The sequence below is a fragment of the Streptococcus sinensis genome (genome assembly GCF_000767835.1).
Classification (GTDB): Bacteria; Bacillota; Bacilli; order Lactobacillales; family Streptococcaceae; genus Streptococcus; species Streptococcus sinensis.
Genome location: NZ_JPEN01000091.1, coordinates 1 through 19,732, shown reverse-complemented (window position 1 = coordinate 19,732; position 19,732 = coordinate 1). Strand labels below are relative to the sequence as shown.

The window sequence follows — 19,732 nt, the reverse complement described above, 5'->3', positions numbered from 1 at the left end:
TAGGAGATAAAAATTGTTCAATATTAATGATTGAAGAGGTATATTTACCAATTTTGATTAAGTCCTTGAAGTTTGGTTTTGTGGACAATGTCAAGTATCAGGAGGGTGAGTATTCATCTTAGATTTTGATTAATGATTCAGAGGCTAAGCGCTATATTTTGGCAGATTTATAGGAGGGGTTGGGTAAGTGTCATTAGCCAATCCCTCCTAGGTGCAGAAATTTAAAGAAGATTGAAAAGAACTTTTTTAAAAAATCCCCCTTACTTTAGCAAGCCCAGTTGTCTAGCTGGGCTTGATTTTTGTTTGGCTAGGGCTTTATATTGAAATTCAATCTTCATTTGTTTTAGTTCTTTATTTGTGTTAGAATAATAGGAAATAAATGTGGAGGTATGCTATGGAATTGCGGACCAATGCAGGAAGTTTACAAGGTTCTCTTCGGGTGCCGGGAGATAAATCTATCAGCCACCGCTCCATTATTTTTGGGAGTATAGCGGAAGGCGTCACGACTGTTCGTGATATTCTGCGGGGAGAGGATGTTCTCTCTACGATGCAGGTTTTTCGTGATTTAGGCGTTGAAATTGAAGATGATGGTTCGATTGTCAAGATTCATGGTGTTGGTTTTGACGGCCTGAAAGCCCCGAAAAATAAATTGGATATGGGGAACTCTGGAACTTCCATTCGCCTGATTTCAGGAGTTTTAGCTGGTCAGGATTTTCAAGCTGAGATGTTTGGCGACGATAGTTTGTCTAAACGTCCTATGGATCGGGTAACGATTCCGCTTCGTCAGATGGGCGTAGAAATTTCTGGCCAATCTGAACGTGATTTGCCACCTCTCATTATTCATGGCACCAAGGATTTGAAACCAATTGCTTATCAGTTGCCGGTAGCCTCTGCCCAAGTAAAGTCTGCCCTGATTTTTGCTGCTTTACAGGCGCAGGGCGAGTCAGTCATCATCGAAAAGGAAATCACGCGCAACCACACTGAGGACATGATTGCCCAGTTTGGCGGTCAAATTTCTGTAGACGGTAAGGAAATCCGTGTTCATGGCGGTCAAGTTTTGAAAGGCCAACAGGTGACAGTGCCGGGAGATATTTCCAGTGCAGCTTTCTGGCTGGTTGCTGGTCTGATTGTTCCGCAGTCGAAAGTGATTCTTGAGAACGTGGGAATCAATGAAACCCGAACAGGAATTTTGGATGTCATCAAGGCCATGGGTGGCAAGATTCAGCTATCCCAGATTGATGATAGGGCGAAGTCCGCGACGATTACTGTTGAAACTTCTGATTTGACTGCTACTGAAATCGGAGGAGAACTGATTCCGCGTTTGATTGATGAGCTGCCGATCATTGCCTTGCTAGCAACGCAGGCAAAGGGCCGCACCATTATCCGAGATGCAGAGGAGCTGAAGGTGAAAGAAACCGACCGCATCCAAGTCGTCGCAGACGCTTTGAACAGTATGGGAGCAAACATTCAACCGACAGCGGATGGAATGATTATTGAAGGGAAGACGCCGCTTCACGGTGCTTCTGTCAATACTTTCGGAGATCATCGCATTGGAATGATGGCAGCCATTGCTGCACTCCTCGTCAAGGAAGGACAAGTGAATCTGGAGCGAGCCGAGGCAATCAACACAAGTTACCCAAGCTTTTTCACTGATTTGGAGAAATTAATACATGGCTAAAATATTACTAGGTTTTATGGGGGCAGGCAAGACAACGATTGGTCGTCTTTTGGATCCGAATTTTCATGACCTAGACGAATTGATTGTAGAAGAAATCGGTATGCCTATTGCCGACTTCTTTGCCTGTGAGGGTGAGACTGCCTTTCGTCAGATTGAAACAAGCGTGCTAGAGCGTTTGCTGGGTGATGAGGTGGACGTTATATCGACCGGAGGAGGGATTGTTGTCAATCCCCGCAATCGGGAATTGCTGAAGAAAAATCCTTATAATATTTACCTGCGAGTCGATTTTGATACTCTGTACGAGCGGATTAAAAACGATGTGGGCATGCAAAGACCTTTGTTCTTGAATAATAGCTGCGAGCAATTCAAGGAAATTTTTGAAGGACGTTTACCTCTGTATGAAAGCATTGCCACCCATATCATTGATGTGGCGGGTAAGACACCAGAAGAAATAGCGGAGCAGATTCGATGCTTATAGGATATTTAGGACCTAAGGGTTCTTTTTCTCACCATGTGGCTCAAAAAGCCTTTCCCAAGGGAAAACTAGTCCCTTTGAAAAATATCACTGAAGTGATGAAGGCTTACGAAAGTGGGCAAGTTGATTATTCGATAGTACCAGTTGAAAATTCTATCGAAGGAAGTGTTCATGAGACGCTGGATTATCTTTTTCACCAAGCAGCTATTCAAGCTGTTGCAGAAATTGTCCAGCCGATTAAGCAGCAGTTGCTTGCAACTAGCCTGAACAAGCCGATTGAAAAAGTTTTTTCCCACCCGCAGGCCATCGCCCAGGGACAAAAATATATTTCTCAGCACTATCCGAATGCGCAATTTGAGATTACTGCCAGTACGGCCAATGCAGCACGTTTTGTAGCGGAGCATCCGGATATGAATTATGCTGCTATTGCGCCTCAGGCGTCTGCAAGTGAATACCATTTGAAAGTAGTTGCGCGTGATATTCAGGAAATGGAAGAAAACTACACTCGTTTCTGGATTTTGGGGCATAGAGTGCCTGAGCTTGATTTGCCCAAACAAGGTGACAAGCAAACGTTGGCCTTAACCCTGCCAGATAATCTACCGGGTGCTTTGTATAAGGCACTTTCTACCTTTGCTTGGCGCGGAATTGACTTGACTAAGATTGAAAGTCGTCCTCTTAAAACAGCTTTGGGGGAATATTTTTTCATTATTGACATCAATAACGAAAAGAAAAAATTGGTTGAATTTGCCTATCAAGAACTTGCAAATTTAGGGATTACTTTTAAAGTTTTTGGCAGTTACACCGTTTTTCTGATTCATGATAAATAGATTGGAGAAAAGATGAGGAGAGCAGAAAATCTTAGCCATCATGAGCAGCTCCGTTTAGACTATCTTTATAAAAACTATTATTATTTAAACGACAAAGAAAAAAGAGAACTTTCTTACCTTCGACAGAAAGCGAAAGGAAATGTTCACGAGAGTAATAGCCGGCCTGTGGCCGACTATGCGGATTCGGAAGAGGATATTTCTTCGTCTGACCCAATAGACAATGTGCAGACAGATTCGTCTGGGCTTTTGCCAAAATATCCTGAGCGCCCTTCGCGTAGCAGGAGACAGAAAAAAACCAAACAGATCAGTTCAGCGGCAGTAGTTGATCAGCCTCAGCCAGCACCAAAGAAACGTAGAAAGATCAGAATCAAACGTATTCTTCTTTGGTTCGGAATTTTCTTGTTGCTGGTCTTAGGCGGGATGATTGCTATGTTTATCAAGGGCTATACGACGGCTAGTGCTGGAAACTCGAACGTGACAGATGTGGAACATTTCGATGGACAAGATAGTTCAGATGGGGTGAATATTCTCATTCTCGGAACGGACGGCAGAGTGGGGGAGCAGTCAACGGAGACGCGAACTGACTCGATCATGGTTCTGAATGTGGGCAACAAAGACCACAAGATTAAACTAGTCAGCTTTATGCGTGATACCTTGATTCATGTTGATGGTGTCAGCAACATTTATGCGGATCCTTCCCAAGAAGATTATTATGATCAAAAATTAAATGTGGCCTATACATTTGGGGAGCAAGGAAATCATCAGGGAGCTGATCTTGTCCGTCAGGTTTTGAAAGATCACTTTGATATTGATATTAAATATTATGCTCTGGTTGACTTTCAAACCTTTGCCACAGCAATCGACACTCTTTTTCCAAACGGTGTCAGCATGGATGCAAAATTTTCGACAATCAATGGTGAGCCAGTGACGGAGGTTGAGGTTCCGGATGATCTCAACATGAAGGATGGAGTTGTGCCAAACCAGATTATTAAAGTCGGCAAGCAGCAGATGGATGGCCGGACCTTACTTAATTATGCTCGTTTCCGCAAGGATGATGAGGGAGACTTTGGTCGGACCCGTCGCCAACAGGAGGTCCTAACAGCTATTTTCCAACAAGTTAAAGATCCAACCAAACTCTTTACTGGGGCAGAAGCTTTAGGAAAGGTCTTTGCCTTGACTTCCACTAATGTTCCTAGCAGTTTTCTTTTGTTCAACAGTTTTTCTCTTTTACTTAGCTCTCGCAATGGGGTTGAGCGCTTGACCATTCCAGAAAATGGAGACTGGGTCGATACCTATGACATGTATGGCGGTCAAGGGCTCTTGATTGACTTTGAAGCTTACAAAGAAAGACTGCGCCAAATGGGCTTAAGATAAGGCTCTTATGATATAATAGGAAGTGGCAAATTTTGTCTCTTCCTTTTCTTTTTGGGAAAATAGCAGAGCAGAAATTTGAACGTCGTTTCAAGTAGGAAGAAATAAACATCAAAATCATCTGTGATTTTCTGCCTTAGTATGTTTGCAGTAAAGCGCAGGATGGATTAGAAAGTAAAGAAATGTTAAAAAAGAACGATATTATTGAAGTAGAAATTGTAGATCTGAGTCATGAGGGAGCGGGTGTAGCCAAGGTAGACGGCCGCGTCTTTTTCATTGAAAATGCCCTGCCGAGTGAAGTGATTCGCATGCGCGTCCTCAAGGTCAATAAAAAAATCGGCTTTGGCCGAGTTGAGGAATTTTTGAAAAAGTCTGACCAGCGCAATGAGCATGTCGACTTGGCCTATTTGCGGACTGGAATTGCTGATTTAGGACACTTGTCCTACCCAGCCCAGCTGGCTTTTAAAGTCAAGCAGGTTCAGAACTGCCTTTATAAAATAGCTGGCATTTCGGACGTAGAAGTGATGGAGACACTGGGCATGAATCAGCCGTTGGCCTACCGTAATAAAGCCCAAGTGCCCGTTCGCCGTGTCAATGGTCAGCTGGAAACCGGCTTTTTCCGTAAAAATTCCCATGACCTCCTGCCGATTGAGGACTTTTATATTCAGGATCCAGTCATTGACCAAGTGATCGTTTTTGTGCGCGACTTGCTGCGCCGCTTTGACCTCAAACCTTATGATGAGAAGGAAGGTACTGGCCTGATTCGTAATCTGGTTGTTCGCCGTGGCCATTATTCGGGTGAAATTATGGTCATTTTGGTGACCAGTCGGCCAAAGATTTTCCGAGTGGATCAGCTGATTGAGCGTTTGACAGAAGCTTTCCCAGCTATCAAGTCCATCATGCAAAATATCAACGACCAGCCGGGCAATGCCATTTTCGGTCGGGAATTTCGGACACTCTACGGGCAAGACTTTATCACTGACAGCATGCTGGGCAAGCAGTTCCAGATTGCTGCGCCAGCCTTTTACCAAGTCAATACCGAGATGGCAGAGAAGCTGTATCAGACGGCCTTTGACTTTGCTGATTTTAAAAAAGAAGATATTGTGCTGGATGCTTACTCTGGTATCGGCACTATTGGTCTGTTGCTGGCTGACCGAGTCCAGCAAGTCTATGGAGTTGAGGTCATTCCTGAGGCCGTAGAAAATAGTCAGCGAAACGCAGAACTCAATGGAATCAACAATACCAGCTATATGTGCGCCCCTGCAGAACAAGCCATCCAAACTTGGCTGAATCAGGGAATCAAGGCGGATGTCATCCTAGTCGATCCGCCGCGCAAGGGCTTGACAGAAAGCTTTATCACTTCCAGTGTCAGCATGGAGCCCCAGCGGATTGTCTATATCTCCTGCAATCCTGCCACCATGGCGCGTGATATCAAACTCTATCAAGAGCTGGGCTACGAACTAAAGAAAGTCCAGCCAGTGGATCTATTTCCACAGACGCATCATGTTGAATGTGTAGCTTTGCTGGTAAAAGCCTATAAACATTTTATCGAAGGAATATATGAGAGTCTGGGACAAAAAGATTTTGATTTCAGGAATTCTTTATTATAAATTTTTAAAATCGATAGATTAGACAAAAAAGCGAACAAAACAGAATTCTGAATGTCAGATAACTCGTTTTGTTCGCTTTTTATATTTAAGGTTAGACTTTTGCCCCAGACTCTTTTATCTTTAGTGTGGATGTATGAAAGTAACCAAGAATCAATCATTAATGTGGAAGACTGGAATTTGGTGCATCTTGAGCTGAGGCATAGGAATCAGTTTCGATAGGACTATCACATCAAATTTTAAATTTTTTTAGGAGGAATAAAAGTCAATTTATAAAGCAAAAGTTAAGAGGGCAAGTGCTCTATCTATGGCCTTTTTTTCATTTCTACAGTATAATAAAAGTAGTATTGTTAAGGTTATAGTCTGAATAGTAGCTATTGTTTATGCATAGAGGATGGAAAGGATAAAGTGATATGTCATGGTTTAAAATATTACTAGCTAATATAAACAAAATATTGAATAGGGAAGCTAAAAATGTAGAGTATTATTCTTTTAATGAAATAGATTTTGACCCAAAATTCAATAATTCTAATATTTTAGAAAACAAACTCAAATATAAAACATATTACGAGAATCAAGGAAACCAGACCTTTGAGTCACTTTTAGAAGATGGTGGTTGTTTAGAATTAGAATTGCTTTATGGTGATAGTATCTTATCAGATAGTTTTGGATTTCGTAATATTGGAAAAGGGGCAGATGTTACTAAACTTGCAGATTTAAATTTCAGGTATAGAAGCATAGCTGTTCCATCTGAATATAGAAGAATAGGGGTATGCAGTTGTTTAGTATTAAAATCAATTATAGTAGTTTTAGAAAATCTGAAGCATTATAATATTGAATTTTCGTTAGTAAATACAGTCTTAATTGATATTGATGACAAATTTTCGGTCTATAATTCTATTCTCACAGAGACTGTACCAAAAGAAAATATGCAATATAAAGTGTTCTTGGTTAAAAATAGAGATTCTGATTTAGAATTCTTACAAGAACAATATAATAGAAAACTTAAAAAATTGCTCAATAATCTTGAAGGTTGTAATTAAAAGTTTATATTGGAAGGTTAATCTCTTTGAAAAGCAACAGAAAAATAGAATCTTTAGGAGTAGGGAAACTTAGTGATTTGATCAATGATAATGACCTGCTACAAGCATACATAGATAGTAATGACAAAACACCTATGTGGGATGGTGAAGTCCATGTACTTAAAGCCGCATCTGATAAAAAAGAGGATATAATAGGTAGAGTTCCCATTCAAGTAAAAACTACTCAAAGGAAGACAAGATTGAACTCATTTGATATCAGTGCCTCAGATTTAATATCTTATAAATCTGACGGAGGTATATTCTTTTTTGTAGTTTTTCTGGATAGCGAAGGTAAGCTACAAAAAATTTGCTACCGTTCTCTTTTGCCGTTAACAATAAGAAACCTATTAAGAAAATCAAAGTTGGGAAAAAACTCTCAAAAGAAGAGCCTTTCAGTAACAATTTACGACCTAAATGAATCTGAGCTATATTCTGAGATGAGACATTTTTTAGATGAAAGAATGCGACAGATCAGTTTTTCTAATGATAAAAACCAATTGTCAGAAAGCATCCCTGAAGATAGAGAATTTCGATTTTATTTTACAGGTTCGTCTCCAATCAGTGTTTTTGAGTATCAAAAAAAGCATGAAATATTTCCATACATAATTGATAAATCTACTGGTGCTGAAATTCCAGTAGGAAATGATATAAAGATAGCTAGTATTTTTGAAGAAACTGATTTAATTATAAAGCTTGGTGATGAATATTTATTTAATGATGTAAAACGTATTTATAATTCAGATGGAAGTGTAGAGTTAAGATTTGCTACCGGTTTTACAATTAGTATCTTCTCAGAATCTGAAAGAGAGTTTTCTTTTTCCTTTGAAAGACCAAATAGTCTCTTAGAAGCAATTTATAATACTAGAGTTTTACTTGAATTTTCTTCAAAGGGTTACATATATATTAACGAGCATAGGTTGAATTTTCAGAGTGAGAATTTAAGAAAGTTAAATAATCTGAACCTTAATGAACAGTTAACAGAACTAGATAATTTGAAGAATAGCTTGGAAAAATTAGGGATTGCTAAAGATTTGGATTTATCAGAGTTTGATGATAAATCTCGTAAAAATCTTTTGTTACTTGAAGATGGATTGCTAAAAAAAGAAAAGGTGACCCTCAACTTTGATGAGTCTAAGCTGATAAATGCGAAAATTGGAAATTTACATTACTTGTTAATGTATCACCAGGACAATGTAAAGTCTGGCTTTCTAGTAGATATATTCAAAGAAACGCCATGGTGTAGAGAAACAGATGAAGATGGTAATACCAGGGAAATCTCGATTTTTGATTTATTTTCTATAGAAGATTGGATGCAGATTGACAACTGTAACATTATGGCTGTTATCTCTTCCTATAATCGTTTATTAAAGAGTAGTGATTCATTTATAAGTGCAAATAATGCTTTGATTAGGATTATAGCTGCTTATGATAGGATTGAAGAATCAAATCAAAAGATGGAGTTACTAAGTTGGGCAAAGCAGTTGTCGGAATGGAATATGATTCATTCAACTGATAAGCCAAGGTCTATAATTAATCATTTACAGTTAAAGCAAAGGTTGGAAGAACTTTCAGAAAATGATATAGAAGAATTAAGTTCCCTACTTATTGAATGTCGGACTGATCCAGAAATTTGTTTTGGAGTTGCAGTGTTATTAAAATCAAAGCTACAAGCTGATTTATACTGGAGAAAACTTAGCAGTGAGAAACAAGAAGCCTATAGTGATTATCCAATTTTCAACTTGTATTGTAAACTTACATAAGCTTGTCTTTTCAGATACTAAAAAATTCACATTAGAATGGCCGAATCGCCATAGTCTTTTATTTCTTGAAGGTGGTAGATTATTATGAGAAATGACGTTCATACTATAGATAACAACACTAAATACTTTAACGAAAAATTAAATTCTCACAGAGTTTTTTTCTTAACTGGTGCAGGTATTAGTATTGACTCAAATATGCCTTCAGTGCAAAAACTCTTGAGTAAGACTATAGAAATTTTTTTCCCCTCGTACTCGTTAGAAACTACAAAATCCAGTGATAATGAAGTATTAAGTAAAAAACTAAAAGATCTTATTAATTCTAATGATACTCCATTACAGCCTGAAATGTTTTATGGAACGTTGCTTAGATTTTTCAATGACAGACGAAACAATCTGAAATTGTGGTCTTGTCTACTTGAGTCACACCAAGATTCATTAGGAATCAAGATTTATCCTAATGTTGCTCATTATTTTCTTGTATACTACTCTGTGATGGCTGGTGTACCATTGTTGACAATGAATTACGATACGTTATTTGAGAAAGCTTTTAAAGAGTTAAAAAATATGGGCCTAATTTGTGGACATATTCAATTATACACCCCAGATAATCAGCCTCCTTCATTGGATAATAAATTTTCAGGTCTAGTTTTATGTAAATTACATGGAACTATAGAAGATGAAGAAGGAAATTTTAATTATTTAAGCATAAAAACAACAATGTCTGAGATTACGAAAATTACTCCAGAATGGAGCGATTTTATCAGGAAACTGTGTGTTTCATTGTTTCCTTGTTTTGCGGGATATAGTGGAAGAGATATTGATTATTTTCCTATATTTAAGAGTATTTACAACCAAGAGTCAAACATAAACACAAATTTATTTTGGGTAGATAAATTTGATAGTTCTTGTAGCACATCTCTACAAAGGAAAGTAAAAGAAACGAAGGCTGTAAAAATTGACGGTTATTTTAATGAGATTTTACAGAAAATCCGTAAATTGTTTGGTAATCAAGTTATTCCAATCTGTTTTTATCTTTCGAATTTAAAAAATAGAGATTCAAGTGTAGATAAATTATTGATTCCAATTATCTCAGATATGAAAAAAGACATCAAAGTGTCTAAAATAGTCGAAACTGTATTTTTGCTTACTCTTTTAGTTAATCATGGCGATAATTCAGATATTGTATTTAACAATATAAAAAAGGAATTAGGTTCACGGTCGACTAGAGGACACAGTATTTATTCATCGTTATTAACTCTTTATATTCGTTTAAATAGGGAGAGGGGGGACTTTATCGAATATAGAAATTCTTCTATAAAATTACAACAAATCACTAACAAGAGATTAGATTTTCCAACTTATTTATATGCAGAAACCGAAATTGTTTCATCATACCAAATGGAAATTCCAAATTTTGAAGATTATCACCCAATTTTATCTGACTATTTATTGTTTATAGCAACGTTTATTAGGATGCTTAAATTAATTTTTAAGTATCAAAATATAGAGTATAATTCCACATTTGAGGAATTTAAAATAAGAACACTTGCTCTAATGCTGAAAATTCCTATATTAAAACACTCAGTTAAATATTTTATTTATAAAATAAGAAGTAAAGCTCAAACTCAAGGAAATTTTGCAACTTTAGTTAGTTGCGATAAGTACCTAAGTCGTATCTCTAAACATAGCGAAGAATTACGTCATGGAACAATTGATGCTGCTAAGACAATAGGTGATTTTAGTGCTGAACAAATTGTTCTAAGAGATGTGGGTGATATCGAAACAGCTCTTCAGAGAGCTATATCTGGTGGTAACACTTTAAATACCTTAAAAACCATTATTAAAAAGGCTAGAAAAAATAGTAATTATCTTTCGAGAGAAGAATTGGATTTATTCGAGAGTTGTGAAGATAAAATCAACAGTATTTCACTAAGAAGAGCACTTGCTCGAATAAAATCTGAGCTAAAAATTCAAGAACTATAACAGAGAACTTGACGTCGAAATTGATTCCTGATTAGCATATATTCTTCTGTGATTGGGATTAATTGAAGAATCTAGAAACCGTTGTTATTGATATTTTTATTAGTCAACTACTAAGAGAAAAAATTACAGTTTTCTATCCATACAAATTTCTATGTTAAAAAATATGTGCATAATTTATTGAAATAAATTAATCTTATAAATCTAAAAATGTAAAATCACTCTAAAATAAGAATCTTCACCACAGTATAATTTAGTTGTTGTCTTTATGTTTTTCTTCAGTGTAATAAATTCAAGGAGATTGTTCAAATGTGTGAGGGCTTAGATCCCAATATTGATTCAAGACTTAATTTTAAGCAATTACCGGCAGCTTTAATAAATAAAGGATACATAAAAAATGAATCAGGCTGTAACTATGAAAATTATTTACTAGAGTTGATTAATAAATCTTCTTACTTCAGAAGCAAAGGGAAATCAGAGTATAATAAACCTGTAAATGAGAATAATGGTCAGTGTGATGCAATAGCAAACGATTATGAACTTGATTTTAAAATTCTATTAGCTGCATCGTGTCTACAAGCTAGTAATCTGTTTTCTCCCAGCATAAGCAATGTTAGTGACGGCATCACTACTTATGGTGAATGTAAAAAACCAAAAGGTGAGATTAAGGCGACTCAAATTCATGTTGCTTTTCGAACGAGAAATTTATCTGATTTACTGCAGCTTAAAATAGATTATACTGGAGTTAGAAAACAATGTATAGAGACAGATGTTTTAAAGGTTTTAAACAATCTTGAAACCTTAAAGAATCTACTATTGTACTTTCCGGTAGAATTTTTGTTTGGTGAAAATGATGTGCTCTCAAAATCTGAGGCTTTAGAAAAAATAATGCAAGCTTTGAATTATGACTTTGAATCTTTATTTGAATATCGAAACTATATTGCTGAGAAATTCGATACATATTTTGTAACGATTTACTCAGAGTCTTTTTACTTATTTAAAATAGAAAAGGAACAGCTAAAACATATAGAGGATATTAGATTGGAGGATTTACCTACCTTTATCAAATTGAGGAACTATCGTCTTTTTTAAAAAATAAGACCGCTAGGCACACACATATATAAACATGTTGTGTGAGGGAGATATTAAAATGGATAATGAAAAACAACAATTAGCCACAGGAGCTGTAGACAGCATATTAAATGCCCAGAGTGATTTTATGAAGTTTTATGCAAGTATAAATGCTGAACAAATTGCTAAGATGATAGAACCGATAAGGGATTTTACCAAGGTAGTAAATGTTCCGTCAAATATTAATATTGCAGCAGCTGCTAGTTCGATGTTCAAGGAAGTCTCGAATATAAAAAGGGTAATTCCGGCAAATTATAACTTTAGTAGTTTAAATTCTTTATCAACCGTGATGAGAGATTTTCTTAATAGCTATCATGCTACTATTTTTAGGGACTTATCAATTATTTCAGAAGTTCTAAAGTCTCTTCCAGACCATTATGCTGAAGAAGAAATTGCAGACATACAATCTAAACTTGAAATTTTAGCCACAAAAGGATGGGTAGTCTACTTCCAAGATAGCAATTTTTCTTATGATGTAGAAGCTGAAGACTTTGAGGAAGTTGAAGAATTTTGGTTTGAGATGCTAGAGAACGATATAGCTGATGAGAAGACCATATTTAAATTGGAAAAATCTCAATTTATTCCATCAGTCTTAATCAAGTCTATGATTCAGAGTTTCCAGTCTGCGAATTATTATGCGGCATATACAATTGCTACAATCATAATAGATGGGGTAATGAACAGGGTATCAGAGAAAAATTATAGTAAAGACAATTATGTCCCTGTCGGAAAGTCCACAGTAGGCATTTTAAAGAAAGAATTCGTAGAAACAACGTTATTAGATACTGGGTTACTTAAGTGGCTTTATCTCTTTTTCGAGAATACTAATAAGTTTACATTGAACTGGCCGAATCGTCATATGGTCAATCATGGGAGATGGACAGAAGAGATAAGCAAGAAAGAATTTTTGAAAATCTTTAATACCGTCCTGTATATAGAAGAAGCTGTAAATAATCGCATTAGTTACGTTTAATAATTTAATTCGGGAAATTCGATTGCCATTATTTCGCTTCACAGTATTGGTAGTAAAAGTCAATACATGTGGAGACGGTAGCACTATTGTCCAAACTTGATGTCGACAAACATATAGATGTTGAAATTAAGCTTGATGAGCTTGATTTGACAAGTGCTGAAAGTAAAGCGACTTATGCACAAATCAAGGAATATATATTGGAAAAATTTGATTTAAAGGTTTCGACACTCTATATTGCACAGATTAAAAAAAAATATGGAATTGTACTGAGGGAGCATTATAATAAATCAAAAAAAGAGAAACAGGCTATTCCACAATGCACACTGGAAAAAGAGGAAGCTATTATGGATGCGTTAAAGCATTTTAAAATGATTTAGTAGAAATGGAGGGGATTTATGAGATGGATAATAAAAATAATTTTGTTTCCAATTAGCTTGGTGTTAAGTATCCTCACAGCATTTCTGACATTTTTACTTGCCATAGGAACAACAATACTGTATTTGTTAATGCTTATGTGTATCCTTGTTGGGGTTGTATCATTATTTCAAAAAGATTTTTCAATAGGTATAGAAGCACTGATAATAGGATTCTTATTAAGTCCATACGGAATACCGATGATTGGAGAGGCAGTCATAGCTTTTTTACAAGGGATTAATAAAGCGATAAAATCAGTTTAAATCAAGAAGTGATAAATTACAATTTGCAAGTGAGAATAAAGTTGAACAACGCTGGATCAACGATGCATGACAATCGTTTCACGTAGCTTTAACCTTTATTCGGACGTACAGAGAGCAGACGATATTGTCTTGAAGAATAAAACAAATCAATCTGTAAATCATATTGATAAATCAAAATAAATGATATGATTATTTTAAAATATAAAATGGAAAGGAGTAATTTTTATGTTAAAATCTTTGTTTGATAGAAATTTTGAATTGATAGGGTGGATAGAGCCAGGAAAACATATATTTAATTGCAACATGGACTGGATAGCTTATATTTCAAGAGGTCATGCTTGGTCATCTGAAACAGGCAATTGGATAGGACCAGTAAACGAACTTGTTTGTCTTGATACTAGCGGAAGGGTTATTGCGTGGAGTACAGGCTCAACTATTAGGGGAACTGCACGTCCTGCCAGACCTGCACGTCCTGCCAGACCTGCTCGCCCTGCTAGACCTGCTCGCTCTGCTAGACCTGCTCGCCCTGCTAGACCTGTAACACCTGTTGGAGGATGGTCAAATTTATCTATAAATGAATGGCTCAATCAATAATTTGTACTTAACATCAGCAAAAGCGGTAAGGCTATAAGGTTTACCGCTTTTTTGTGGGAAGGGAAATTTTATATGTCAGATTTTCAAAAGTGTGGAAACCGTATCATAGGGAGCGATCAATATTTCCTTTTCTAAAATGCATTTGCGGATAAAATGGCTCATAGTTTTGCATTTTGCAAGTTTTCTTTTCTCCTCAAAAAGAGCCTTTTCTTCTTCTGTCAATTTAATTTCAAGTCTTTCATTTCGTATTCTATTTGCCATAGATAAATTCTCCTTTGAATGTATTTCGGGGTCTTAGGGTTCTCCCTAACAAGCTAAAAATTGATAAAAAAAGAAGCAGATCCCAAAGGGCTGCTTCGTCAATTTTTCCGTAAGTGTCCGTACACTTACTGTGCTTGCTACAAAAGTCAAGCAAGCATTAAGCATTTTTCTAAAATTGTAAATATATTATACCATAAAATTCAAGAGAAATGAGAAAACACAATTGACAAAATGTCAGTTGCGTGATATCCTTTAAATAGGAGGGATAAAATGCGAGATGTGAAAGAACCGGAAATACGACGTGCTGAAATTATGGATGCTGCAATGCTACTATTTATAGAGCAAGGGTATACTAATACAACAACTCAGGATATTGTTGACAAAGTAAATATATCAAGAGGCTTGCTGTACTATCACTTTAAGAATAAAGAAGATATCTTATATTGTCTTGTGGAACAATATTCAGATAAATTATTGAAAGATATTCATGTTATTGTCTATGATGAAGATAAAACCGCCATTGAAAAAATTAGAGCTTTTATAGATGCCACAATTATATCTTCGGAAAATATTTCAGCAGAGGGAACAGAGTTACAAAAAACAGTTGATCTTGAAGAAAATCGATATATGATAGATAAGTTATCACATAAGATTATTGAAAAACTGACAATATATTTTGAAAGGATAATAAACCAAGGAATATCAGAAAAAACACTTTTTGTAAAATATCCGTCTGAAACAGCGGAATTTCTTATGACAGCTTATGTTTTTGTTTCAAATAACATAAGTATAAGATATTCAAAAAAAGAGTCTGTCAATGAGTATTTAAACGCATTTAAGATAATGCTTGAACAAAGCTTAAATGCAAAAAAACTCTTTAGCAATTGAAAAAGAATAGAATGTTTGTAAAAATAATAATGTTCCGATAGCTAATGCTAAACAAGCTATCGGTATTATTTCAAAGAATAACTGACAAATTGTCAATGGAGGTAAAAGCATGTTAGAGATAAATAATTTTAGTAAATTTTACGGAGACAAAAAAGTTGTTGATAACCTATCCATTTCAGTACAGTCTGGAGATATTTATGGATTCATTGGTGCAAATGGAGCCGGAAAAACTACAACAATAAAAGCAGTAGTTGGGATTCATGATTTTGAGAATGGAAGTATAACGATTAATGGGCATTCCATTAAAGAGGAGCCTGTTATTTGTAAAAAAATGATGGCATACATTCCGGATAATCCAGACTTATATGAACACATGACGGGTTTTCAGTACATCAATTTTATTGCAGATTTATTTGAAATTTCTACTGAAATACGCAGAGAAAGAATTCAAAAATATAGTGATTTATTTGAAATGACTAAGCATCTTTCGGGGATGATATCTTCGTATTCACATGGTATGAAGCAACGAACAGCGATTATTTCTGCACTGGTGCATTCTCCAAAGTTACTAATTTTAGATGAACCTTTTGTAGGACTTGATCCAAAAGCAGCTTTTCTACTAAAGAAAGTAATGCACGAATGCGTGTCAGATGGAGGAGCTATTTTCTTTTCAACACATGTTTTGGATGTTGCAGAAAAATTATGTAATAAAATTGCAATTATAAAAAATGGAAAGTTAATCGCAAGCGGAAATATAGAAGAAGTCAAAGGTGATAAAACTTTGGAAACTTTTTTCATGGAGGTACAAGATAATGAGCAAAATTTGGATACTAATTAGAGCCCAATTGATAAATTTTTTTCCAATCAACGAAATTAGAGAGCCGAGAAATAAAAAGCAAAGCTCTGTTGTTATTGCAAGTTTTGGAATAATGACTCTTGCTATATTTTTCTGTGTCTATAATATTATGACAGCCAAAACACTGGTGCAAGTTGGACAGCAGGAATTGATACCAGCTTATATGGTTGCGGTATCAAGTTTTTCAATATTATTTTTGACAATATTTTATTCTAATGGAATTTTATTTGGTAGTCGTGATATGGAAACGCTTTTATCGCTACCTTTAAAAAGCTCAGACATTATAAGTAGCAAGTTTATGTTTATGTATTTATTGAACTTTTTAATAGGATTTATATTTATGCTTCCGGGAGGCATTGTTTGGGTGTTAAACAGAAGCTTAAATGTATTGCAGATTATATTGTATTTTACCTCCATGATTTTTGTTCCATTGATACCTATGTGCATAGCAGCATGTATGGGAATCATTGTTGTGGCTGTTTCGTCTTATTTTAAGAGGAAAAATGTTATTGCTCTAATCTTTTCATTTGCAATGATAGGTATAATTGGATATATTGCAGTGTCAGCTATGAAATCAGGTAATGAAGACAGCATTGAGATCATGCTTTCTAAGCAAATTACCGAACTGTACCCAATATCCGGGTTATTCATGCAACACACAAATTTTTCAATGTATATTGGAGTGGGATCATTTATTGCTTTTTCAACAGCACTTTTTTGTATATTTGTAAAAATTGTTTCGATGAAGTATGGATTCCTTAATACTCTTGCTAAAACAACATCAAAATATTGTGATAACAAAAAATATTATAATAGAAAATCAATATTTTTTTCCTTGTATAAAAAAGAAATGGGACGCTTTTTAAGCTCGTACATGGCGGTCTTGAATGCAGGCTTTGGTGTAATACTTTTATGTGTTTTTAGTATATTTTTGCTTTTTAATTCTGTGGAACAAATAGGAGAGTCTTCAGGAATAGGAAATATAAATGAATATCTCTCAAATTTTGCTCCATTATTTATCGCATCTATGCTCTCGCTCAGTTGCCCAGCAGCTTCAGCGATATCTTTAGAAGGAAAAAACATTTGGATTTTGCAAAGCTCTCCTGTTAAGGTAAAAATGATCTTAAATTCCAAGATAGCTGTAAACCTTACACTTCATTTGATTGGGTATATGATTTCCATATTTGCATTTATGCTAAAACTTGATATGAACTTTATTCAAGCTATTAACCTAATAATTGTTCCTATATGCTATTCGATCTTTATAACAGTGATAGGAATTTCCCTAAATAAAAAGTATCCAAATTATGAATGGGAAAGCGAGATGATGGTTGTAAAGCAGAGCATGCCTGTTATTGTGTCTGGACTTGTCGGGATAATTGCACTCATTACACCAATTCTTCTTAATTGGTTTTTAAATCTTCCGATAACACCGGTTTTGCAGATAATATCAGTTACTTTACTTGTTATTTCAAGCGAAGTTTATATAAAAGTTAGCAAGTCAAATTTTATTTAGTTTAAGGAGGGAAAATTGTATGAAAGTTGGACTGTTAAAAGATGTCTTGGTCTTGATGTTAATGATTGTTGTAATATTTATTATTTGCATATTTCTCCCGGAGGAAATTCCTGTTCATTTCAATGCAAAAGGAGCCCCTGATATGTTTGCTAATAAATATTATCTTCTGTTTGCTACGGTTATTCCGTATTCTACTTATTGGAAATTTATACGAGGAAGGAAAAATAAAAAGGTTAAGTGAATATGTATCCATATTTACAAATAACATCTGTGATAAGAGCAACTATTTTAAGAGGTAAGTATGTACTGGGGCAACAGATGCCCTCCCATAAGGACTTTAGCAGAGATGGAAGAATGTAATCCTGAAACCGTCCAAAAAGCATTAAAAGTTCTTGAGAAACAGGGGTTAATTGTTAGTCGTGGAAGTAAAGGATATTTTGTTACTGAAAGTGAGAAGAAAATAATTGAGTTAAGAAATCAGCATTTGAACAGGCTAACAAAAATATTGTTTGAAAAACTATATGCCTTAGGATTTTCGGATTCTGAGATTATCAAACTATTTGATAGAATAGAAACTTAAAAAAACGAATAAAAATCAATTATGTGTGAAGAAGATAAAGATACTGACTATTTAGATTATTGATAAAATGGAGGAGACAAATATGGAAGAATCTAAACATCTAATGTTAGAAATACCAAAGAAACAAAACATATTGAAGCTGAAAAACTTACAGGTGATAATATATATAAGGTTCTGATATATTTTGACAAGCTGTATAAGGTGATGAACGATGTAGAGCGTAGGCAGTTAATAGAAGCACTCATTTCAGAAATTCAAATTTATGAAGAGAAGCAGGTAAATGGGCAATGGCTAAAATCCATCACTTTTAAGCTGCCTATCATTGATGAGGATCTTAATATAAGTTTGGACAATGGTAAGCAAGTTGAAGCAGTATCACTGCTTGTACGAGCTGAGGCATCAGCGAAGTAGAAGTAGATAATTTGCTCATGCTTCGATAGATGTCGTAGAGTGAGGAGAGTGTGATGATACGATAACAGCAAACTGCTGAGTGTGTAAGTTTGCTCGTGAAACCCTAGAAACCTTTTGGCGAAAGTTTTTTAAGTCTTGAATTGTGCACTTAATTTGATAATTCAAGACAAAAGAATAACCATGTCGCCCTACTAACGTTAAGGAGAAATATTTATGCCTAATTTTGCTAAAATAGATAAAAAGTCTGTATATACTATAATCATTGGTTTGTTTTTAATGGCAGTGTTGTCTTTGACAAAGATAATACCTGAACTTTCTGTATCAGGTCTCACCGTACTGATTGGTATTCTCTTTTTCTTTGTTCTTGAACATTTTGATAAAAAATCACATATAGAATCAGGTTTGCACTTTAAATCATTTTTCGATGATCTGAAAAAACAAGGGGTAATTATTTTGGTTTTACTCCCGATAGGAACTGCTGTAGCAACGTTAATTATTGGTGATTTGGTATTTAAGGGTGCATTCACCAGTCATATTGTTGGAAGAACGGATTCTATGTTATCTTTCGATAAAATACCACTCCTTATGGTTCAAGTAATAATTGCAGCCTTAGGAGAAGAAATCGCATGGCGAGGTTTCTTTCTTGGTAAGTCAATGACAATTCTTCCATTTTGGCTTTGTGCTATTGTGTCGTCTTTATTGTTTGCGGTAGCCCATATTGCTAGTGGAAGTTTTGAACTTGTTAGCTATGATGTTTTGATGATTTTTATTGATAGCATCATCTATTCCGTTATTTATAAAAAGACTAAAAATTGTTTGATCACAACCTTATCGCATATTCTGGCCAATACAACAGGTATTGTTTTTCTAATGTTTCATATGTAAAATATCTACTTAACTCTGGACTTCACTCTAGGATAGAGCCGATAACTGTCGCATACATTTCTTGCGTAATATGGTTCATGTAAGTATAGAATAATCTTCTTAAAAAATTCAATTAGTAAAGAGTCTGGGACAATAGTCCCTTTGCTACAAAAAAAGCAACGGATTTGCCGTTGCTTTTTG

General features: G+C 35.3%; 18 protein-coding genes and 4 pseudogenes. 21 read left to right on the top strand and 1 reads right to left on the bottom strand.

Annotated features, from left to right (window positions below):
- Nucleotides 1-394 precede the first annotated feature (394 nt).
- The 14 genes and pseudogenes from aroA to SSIN_RS11160 all read left to right on the top strand — a co-directional run bounded on the left by aroA (nucleotide 395) and on the right by SSIN_RS11160 (nucleotide 14,155).
- Nucleotides 395-1,678: a 3-phosphoshikimate 1-carboxyvinyltransferase gene (gene aroA / locus SSIN_RS07775; RefSeq protein ID WP_037617631.1), complete on the top strand. Its 1,284-nt coding sequence runs from the start codon at nucleotides 395-397 to the stop codon at nucleotides 1,676-1,678.
- Nucleotides 1,671-2,156, top strand: coding sequence for a shikimate kinase (locus SSIN_RS07770; RefSeq protein WP_037617629.1), 486 nt, complete (start codon nucleotides 1,671-1,673; stop codon nucleotides 2,154-2,156). The genes aroA and SSIN_RS07770 overlap by 8 nt, the downstream gene beginning before the upstream one ends.
- Complete coding sequence (gene pheA, locus SSIN_RS07765) at nucleotides 2,147-2,980, top strand: prephenate dehydratase (RefSeq protein ID WP_037617627.1); 834 nt, start codon at nucleotides 2,147-2,149, stop codon at nucleotides 2,978-2,980. The genes SSIN_RS07770 and pheA overlap by 10 nt, the downstream gene beginning before the upstream one ends.
- Nucleotides 2,981-2,992: 12 nt before the next feature.
- Nucleotides 2,993-4,354: an LCP family protein gene (locus tag SSIN_RS07760; RefSeq protein WP_037617625.1), complete on the top strand. Its 1,362-nt coding sequence runs from the start codon at nucleotides 2,993-2,995 to the stop codon at nucleotides 4,352-4,354.
- Between the two features lie 179 nt (nucleotides 4,355-4,533).
- Nucleotides 4,534-5,961: a 23S rRNA (uracil(1939)-C(5))-methyltransferase RlmD gene (gene rlmD, locus SSIN_RS07755; protein ID WP_052076775.1), complete on the top strand. Its 1,428-nt coding sequence runs from the start codon at nucleotides 4,534-4,536 to the stop codon at nucleotides 5,959-5,961.
- Nucleotides 5,962-6,371: 410 nt separating this feature from the next.
- On the top strand, nucleotides 6,372-7,001 hold the full coding sequence (locus tag SSIN_RS07750; RefSeq protein WP_037617623.1) for a hypothetical protein: 630 nt from the start codon (nucleotides 6,372-6,374) through the stop codon (nucleotides 6,999-7,001).
- 26 nt (nucleotides 7,002-7,027) lie between these two features.
- Nucleotides 7,028-8,800 (top strand): hypothetical protein, encoded by a 1,773-nt coding sequence (locus SSIN_RS07745; RefSeq protein WP_037617621.1) that lies wholly within the window; start codon nucleotides 7,028-7,030, stop codon nucleotides 8,798-8,800.
- Nucleotides 8,801-8,884: 84 nt separating this feature from the next.
- Complete coding sequence (locus tag SSIN_RS07740) at nucleotides 8,885-10,783, top strand: SIR2 family protein (RefSeq protein ID WP_037617619.1); 1,899 nt, start codon at nucleotides 8,885-8,887, stop codon at nucleotides 10,781-10,783.
- 306 nt (nucleotides 10,784-11,089) lie between these two features.
- On the top strand, nucleotides 11,090-11,872 hold the full coding sequence (locus SSIN_RS07735) for a hypothetical protein (protein ID WP_037617617.1): 783 nt from the start codon (nucleotides 11,090-11,092) through the stop codon (nucleotides 11,870-11,872).
- A gap of 58 nt (nucleotides 11,873-11,930) precedes the next feature.
- On the top strand, nucleotides 11,931-12,884 hold the full coding sequence (locus SSIN_RS07730; protein ID WP_037617614.1) for a hypothetical protein: 954 nt from the start codon (nucleotides 11,931-11,933) through the stop codon (nucleotides 12,882-12,884).
- Nucleotides 12,885-12,949: 65 nt separating this feature from the next.
- A pseudogene (locus SSIN_RS07725) lies at nucleotides 12,950-13,261 on the top strand (23S rRNA (uracil(1939)-C(5))-methyltransferase RlmD); the annotation flags it as partial.
- 18 nt (nucleotides 13,262-13,279) lie between these two features.
- The gene (locus SSIN_RS07720) at nucleotides 13,280-13,561 is read left to right on the top strand and encodes a CD1845 family protein (RefSeq protein ID WP_037617610.1); all 282 of its coding nucleotides are present in this window, start codon (nucleotides 13,280-13,282) and stop codon (nucleotides 13,559-13,561) included.
- Nucleotides 13,562-13,577: 16 nt separating this feature from the next.
- Nucleotides 13,578-13,693: pseudogene (locus SSIN_RS10825) on the top strand (DUF961 family protein); the annotation flags it as partial.
- Nucleotides 13,694-13,786: 93 nt separating this feature from the next.
- Entirely contained in the window at nucleotides 13,787-14,155 is a 369-nt protein-coding gene (locus tag SSIN_RS11160) for a 4-fold beta flower protein (protein WP_037617607.1), read from the top strand.
- A 120-nt stretch (nucleotides 14,156-14,275) separates the two neighbouring features.
- Here SSIN_RS11160 and SSIN_RS10970 read toward each other — a convergent pair.
- Nucleotides 14,276-14,416: pseudogene (locus tag SSIN_RS10970) on the bottom strand (plasmid mobilization protein); the annotation flags it as partial.
- Nucleotides 14,417-14,686: 270 nt separating this feature from the next.
- Between SSIN_RS10970 and SSIN_RS07705 the strand changes: the two are divergent.
- The 7 genes and pseudogenes from SSIN_RS07705 (at nucleotide 14,687) to SSIN_RS07675 (ending at nucleotide 19,552) form a co-directional block, all read left to right on the top strand.
- On the top strand, nucleotides 14,687-15,304 hold the full coding sequence (locus tag SSIN_RS07705; RefSeq protein ID WP_007790256.1) for a TetR/AcrR family transcriptional regulator: 618 nt from the start codon (nucleotides 14,687-14,689) through the stop codon (nucleotides 15,302-15,304).
- Between the two features lie 109 nt (nucleotides 15,305-15,413).
- The gene (locus SSIN_RS07700; RefSeq protein WP_037617605.1) at nucleotides 15,414-16,142 is read left to right on the top strand and encodes an ABC transporter ATP-binding protein; all 729 of its coding nucleotides are present in this window, start codon (nucleotides 15,414-15,416) and stop codon (nucleotides 16,140-16,142) included.
- A complete protein-coding gene (locus SSIN_RS07695) occupies nucleotides 16,117-17,676 on the top strand; it encodes a membrane protein (RefSeq protein ID WP_037617602.1) in 1,560 nt (519 codons plus the stop codon). Before SSIN_RS07700 ends, SSIN_RS07695 begins: the two co-directional genes overlap by 26 nt.
- A gap of 19 nt (nucleotides 17,677-17,695) precedes the next feature.
- Complete coding sequence (locus SSIN_RS07690) at nucleotides 17,696-17,917, top strand: DUF1648 domain-containing protein (RefSeq protein ID WP_037617601.1); 222 nt, start codon at nucleotides 17,696-17,698, stop codon at nucleotides 17,915-17,917.
- A gap of 105 nt (nucleotides 17,918-18,022) precedes the next feature.
- Nucleotides 18,023-18,256: a GntR family transcriptional regulator gene (locus SSIN_RS07685; protein ID WP_244880085.1), complete on the top strand. Its 234-nt coding sequence runs from the start codon at nucleotides 18,023-18,025 to the stop codon at nucleotides 18,254-18,256.
- A 132-nt stretch (nucleotides 18,257-18,388) separates the two neighbouring features.
- A pseudogene (locus SSIN_RS07680) lies at nucleotides 18,389-18,667 on the top strand (recombinase family protein); the annotation flags it as partial.
- Nucleotides 18,668-18,880: 213 nt separating this feature from the next.
- Complete coding sequence (locus tag SSIN_RS07675) at nucleotides 18,881-19,552, top strand: CPBP family intramembrane glutamic endopeptidase (protein ID WP_037617597.1); 672 nt, start codon at nucleotides 18,881-18,883, stop codon at nucleotides 19,550-19,552.
- Nucleotides 19,553-19,732: the final 180 nt, after the last annotated feature.

Bases quoted from the DNA above. Each gene is read 5' to 3' on its own strand.
- aroA (WP_037617631.1), top strand. From the start codon at position 395: ATGGAATTGCGGACCAATGCAGGAAGTTTACAAGGTTCTCTTCGGGTG.
- SSIN_RS07690 (WP_037617601.1), top strand. From the start codon at position 17,696: ATGAAAGTTGGACTGTTAAAAGATGTCTTGGTCTTGATGTTAATGATT.
- SSIN_RS07740 (WP_037617619.1), top strand. From the start codon at position 8,885: ATGAGAAATGACGTTCATACTATAGATAACAACACTAAATACTTTAAC.
- SSIN_RS07750 (WP_037617623.1), top strand. From the start codon at position 6,372: ATGTCATGGTTTAAAATATTACTAGCTAATATAAACAAAATATTGAAT.
- SSIN_RS07730 (WP_037617614.1), top strand. From the start codon at position 11,931: ATGGATAATGAAAAACAACAATTAGCCACAGGAGCTGTAGACAGCATA.
- SSIN_RS07735 (WP_037617617.1), top strand. From the start codon at position 11,090: ATGTGTGAGGGCTTAGATCCCAATATTGATTCAAGACTTAATTTTAAG.
- SSIN_RS07695 (WP_037617602.1), top strand. From the start codon at position 16,117: ATGAGCAAAATTTGGATACTAATTAGAGCCCAATTGATAAATTTTTTT.
- SSIN_RS07720 (WP_037617610.1), top strand. From the start codon at position 13,280: ATGAGATGGATAATAAAAATAATTTTGTTTCCAATTAGCTTGGTGTTA.
- pheA (WP_037617627.1), top strand. From the start codon at position 2,147: ATGCTTATAGGATATTTAGGACCTAAGGGTTCTTTTTCTCACCATGTG.
- SSIN_RS07760 (WP_037617625.1), top strand. From the start codon at position 2,993: ATGAGGAGAGCAGAAAATCTTAGCCATCATGAGCAGCTCCGTTTAGAC.
- SSIN_RS07685 (WP_244880085.1), top strand. From the start codon at position 18,023: ATGGAAGAATGTAATCCTGAAACCGTCCAAAAAGCATTAAAAGTTCTT.
- rlmD (WP_052076775.1), top strand. From the start codon at position 4,534: ATGTTAAAAAAGAACGATATTATTGAAGTAGAAATTGTAGATCTGAGT.
- SSIN_RS07705 (WP_007790256.1), top strand. From the start codon at position 14,687: ATGCGAGATGTGAAAGAACCGGAAATACGACGTGCTGAAATTATGGAT.
- SSIN_RS07675 (WP_037617597.1), top strand. From the start codon at position 18,881: ATGCCTAATTTTGCTAAAATAGATAAAAAGTCTGTATATACTATAATC.
- SSIN_RS07700 (WP_037617605.1), top strand. From the start codon at position 15,414: ATGTTAGAGATAAATAATTTTAGTAAATTTTACGGAGACAAAAAAGTT.
- SSIN_RS07770 (WP_037617629.1), top strand. From the start codon at position 1,671: ATGGCTAAAATATTACTAGGTTTTATGGGGGCAGGCAAGACAACGATT.
- SSIN_RS11160 (WP_037617607.1), top strand. From the start codon at position 13,787: ATGTTAAAATCTTTGTTTGATAGAAATTTTGAATTGATAGGGTGGATA.